Here is a 3,078-nt window from a genome sequence, read left to right as displayed (position 1 = left end):
ACAGCAAACCACCGTCAGCCCGTTGATGCAGACCGCTGAGCCAGCCTTCGATACGCAGGGCATGCAACTCCAGGCTCACCGCCAGTGCACTGGTCAGTGGCGTAGGCCACAAGGTGAGCAATTGTTGATAGCGCTGCAGCAAATCCGGTAATGGTTCGATCAGTTCCCGCTGAAGGCACTCACCGAATCCTGCCATCGGCAGCAGACCGCCGTTTTGCAGGCGCCTGGCTTGCACTTCCAACGCCTGATCGCTGTTATCCAGGTCCGCCAGTCCCGCTTCAAGCAAGCTGTCACTGAGGCTGTATCGCTGCAATGCGTCCAGGACAAATGGCTCCTCATCCGCCAAAGGCACTTCGGCAGACTCAAAGAACACCTTCAGTCGCTGACTGAAGAAGTGACGCACAGGGTTACGCAGGAAATCCTGCAGTTGGCCGAGACTCAGCGGTTCATCCTGCACGTGGGCATCAAGCCTCTCGATATCAGCCGCTTGCTCAGCGAATTGATGCAGCACCTGCCACTCACTGGCGTAACTGAACAGGTCATCGCCTTCATGAAAATAGCGAGCGCTGAAAGGCTGGAGAGGGTGTTCCTGCGTTATCGCTTCAAGCAAGTCTTCGTCGCTCCGGGACAATCGCCAACCGCTCGCGAGGTGATCACGTAGTTGGCCGATCAATACCGAAGCGGGGCGCTCACTGTTATCGCGAATGCTGCGGCCAACCCAACTGATGTAAAGCTGATCACGGGCAGACAACAGTGCCTCCAGCAGCAAGTAGCGGTCATCTTCGCGTCGCGAGCGATCGCCGGGGCGGTAATCACTGCCCATCAGGTCGAAGTCCAGCGGTGGCTGCGCACGTGGGTAATCACCGTCATTCATGCCCAGCAAGCAGACCAGTTTGAACGGGATCGCTCGCATGGGCATCAAGGTGCAGAAGTTGACGGCACCGGCCAAAAAGCGCTGAGACAAACGCCCTTGATCGAGTCCCGCAAGCCAGGCTTCACGCACAACCGTCAGCGGTAATTCGTCTTGCAGGCCTACCGCCTCACAATTCTCGAGCCAGGCCTCACGCAACGCTTCAAGCTGAGTCAGCAAGTAGTCGTCGTGCTCGTTACTGGCCTGAAAAAACAACGACACCAGCGCCTGTAATCGTAGGCTCCATTGCTCGGGTGATGCCGGTTGTGTCAGTTCCCGGTGTGCAATTTCCAGCGCATCGAGCAGCGCAACCAACGGACCTATGAGCGCAGCATCCAGGCCACCGATTTCGTCATAAGGCTCGATACCTTCGCAGGCGTTGGCGCTGCCGACGGCATACCCGAGCAACATTCGTCGTAGACCGAAACGCCAACTGTTCTGCTCCAGGGATTGCGGCAATCCGAGACCGGCCCGTTGCTCAGCATTCATGCCCCAACGAATACCCGCACCTTCGATCCAGCGATGCAGAGTGGGCAGGTCGCGCTCCTCGACACCAAAACGGGCGCGCAATGCAGGAACGTCAAGCAGATCAAGGATCTCGCTAACCGGGAAACGGCTGTCAGGCAGTTTGAGCAAATGTTCGACAGCGATCAGCAGCGGATCACGCCCACGCTGACCCTGATCAGCAAGCGTGAACGGAATGAATCGCGGGTCTTGCCGGTCAAGCTGACCGAACACTGCTCGAATATGCGGCGCATAGCTGTCGATATCCGGGACCATGACAATTACATCGCGTGGACGCAATTGTGGGTTGGCGCTGAAACGCGCGAGCAATTGATCGTGAAGTATCTCTACTTCTCGCTGTGCGCTATGAGCTATGTGAAAACGGATGGATTCATCTGCATGAAGATCTACAGCAGCCCAGCGTTCGCGGGTCTCGTTCAAGGGACGTAATTCGAGGATGTCATCCTGCAATTGATTGAGCATGTTCAGTGGCTGACTGTCGCTGAACAGATCGATGCGACCGTCGCGAAATGCCGAACGATAACTGTTGGGGTCGTCGTAGCTGTCCAGCAGGTTGATGTAGTCACGCCCTTGCTTGCCCCAGGCAGCCAATAACGGATGGGCATGTTGATGAAGCGTTTCGGAATCGAGAACAACCGGCATTCCATTCTTGCGAGCCTGCCGCTTGTATTGATGCCGCAGCAGGTCTTTATCAGCGACGATATCTGCCCAATGGTGACGACAAGGGTTATGTACGCACAGCAGAACCTGGCTGAATCGCGCCAGTCCCGCCAAGGCCTCCAGGGCTTGTGCAGGAAGCGAAGAGATCCCGAACACGATTACCCGTGAAGGCAACCCGGTGGGTGCTACATCGAGGCTGTTGATGCATTCGACAAAGCGCTGATGGACGCCGGCACGGCTTTGCGCCATGCCCTCTTCACCCACATCCAGCAACAGTGCACGCCACAATTCGGCTTGCCAGCAATTGGCCGCAGTCAGCGGCTTGGCTTCACCCCTTGCGTTACGTAACTGGTGCCGGCCTTCTGCCCAGTCTTCGAGCCAGTCGGCGCGGTACACCTGATACTGGTCGAACAGATCTGCCAGTCGTTCGGCCAGCTGATAGCGTTTGCGCAGGTCGGTGTCATTGGTCAGGAAGCGCTGGAGTGGTTCGAAGTGTGGCTCATTGATCAACTGTGGAAGCAGACGCATCAGACGCCAGGTCAGTGGGGCTTTATCAAGCAGAGACTTGGCCGGAATTTCGTCGCGACCCAAGACCATGCGATACAGCTGCCACATGAAACTACCCGGCAATTGCACGTCGATGGCGGCGGCGATTCCACAGCCACCCATGTCGTCATCTTCAGCGTCTTCAGCCAAAGCCAGCTTCAGCCATTGCGCAATACCGTTGCTCTGCACCAGGGCGATTTCATTTTCCAGGGGAGCCAGCGGGTAGCGCCGCATCCAGCTCACCACCAGGCTGCGTAGTTCGTCCAGGCGGTTACCGTGAACCACCATAAAACCAGCACTGAGGTACGTCGCGTCCGGCATAAAGGCTTCCTTGGAAAATACAAACGCTAGGGCCGAACCTTAGCATTGTCGAGAGATGCTGACAGCGGGGACCTGTCCGACATTGCTGTACGAACTTTCCTGCGGGCAAAACAAAA

At 57.0% G+C, this 3,078-nt stretch carries 1 protein-coding gene; it reads right to left on the bottom strand.

What is annotated here, in order from left to right; all coding sequences use genetic code 11:
• Positions 1-2,962, bottom strand: a 2,962-nt coding sequence (gene recC / locus M5G20_RS30000; RefSeq protein WP_273922114.1) for an exodeoxyribonuclease V subunit gamma, incomplete at its 3' end; no start/stop codon positions are given.
• Between the last annotated feature and the right edge of the window lie 116 nt (positions 2,963-3,078).

Origin of the sequence: Pseudomonas sp. TNT2022 ID1044 (genome assembly GCF_028656895.1) — a bacterium.
GTDB classification, from domain to species: Bacteria; Pseudomonadota; Gammaproteobacteria; order Pseudomonadales; family Pseudomonadaceae; genus Aquipseudomonas; species Aquipseudomonas reinekei.
This window is presented reverse-complemented; position numbering and strand designations above follow the sequence as displayed.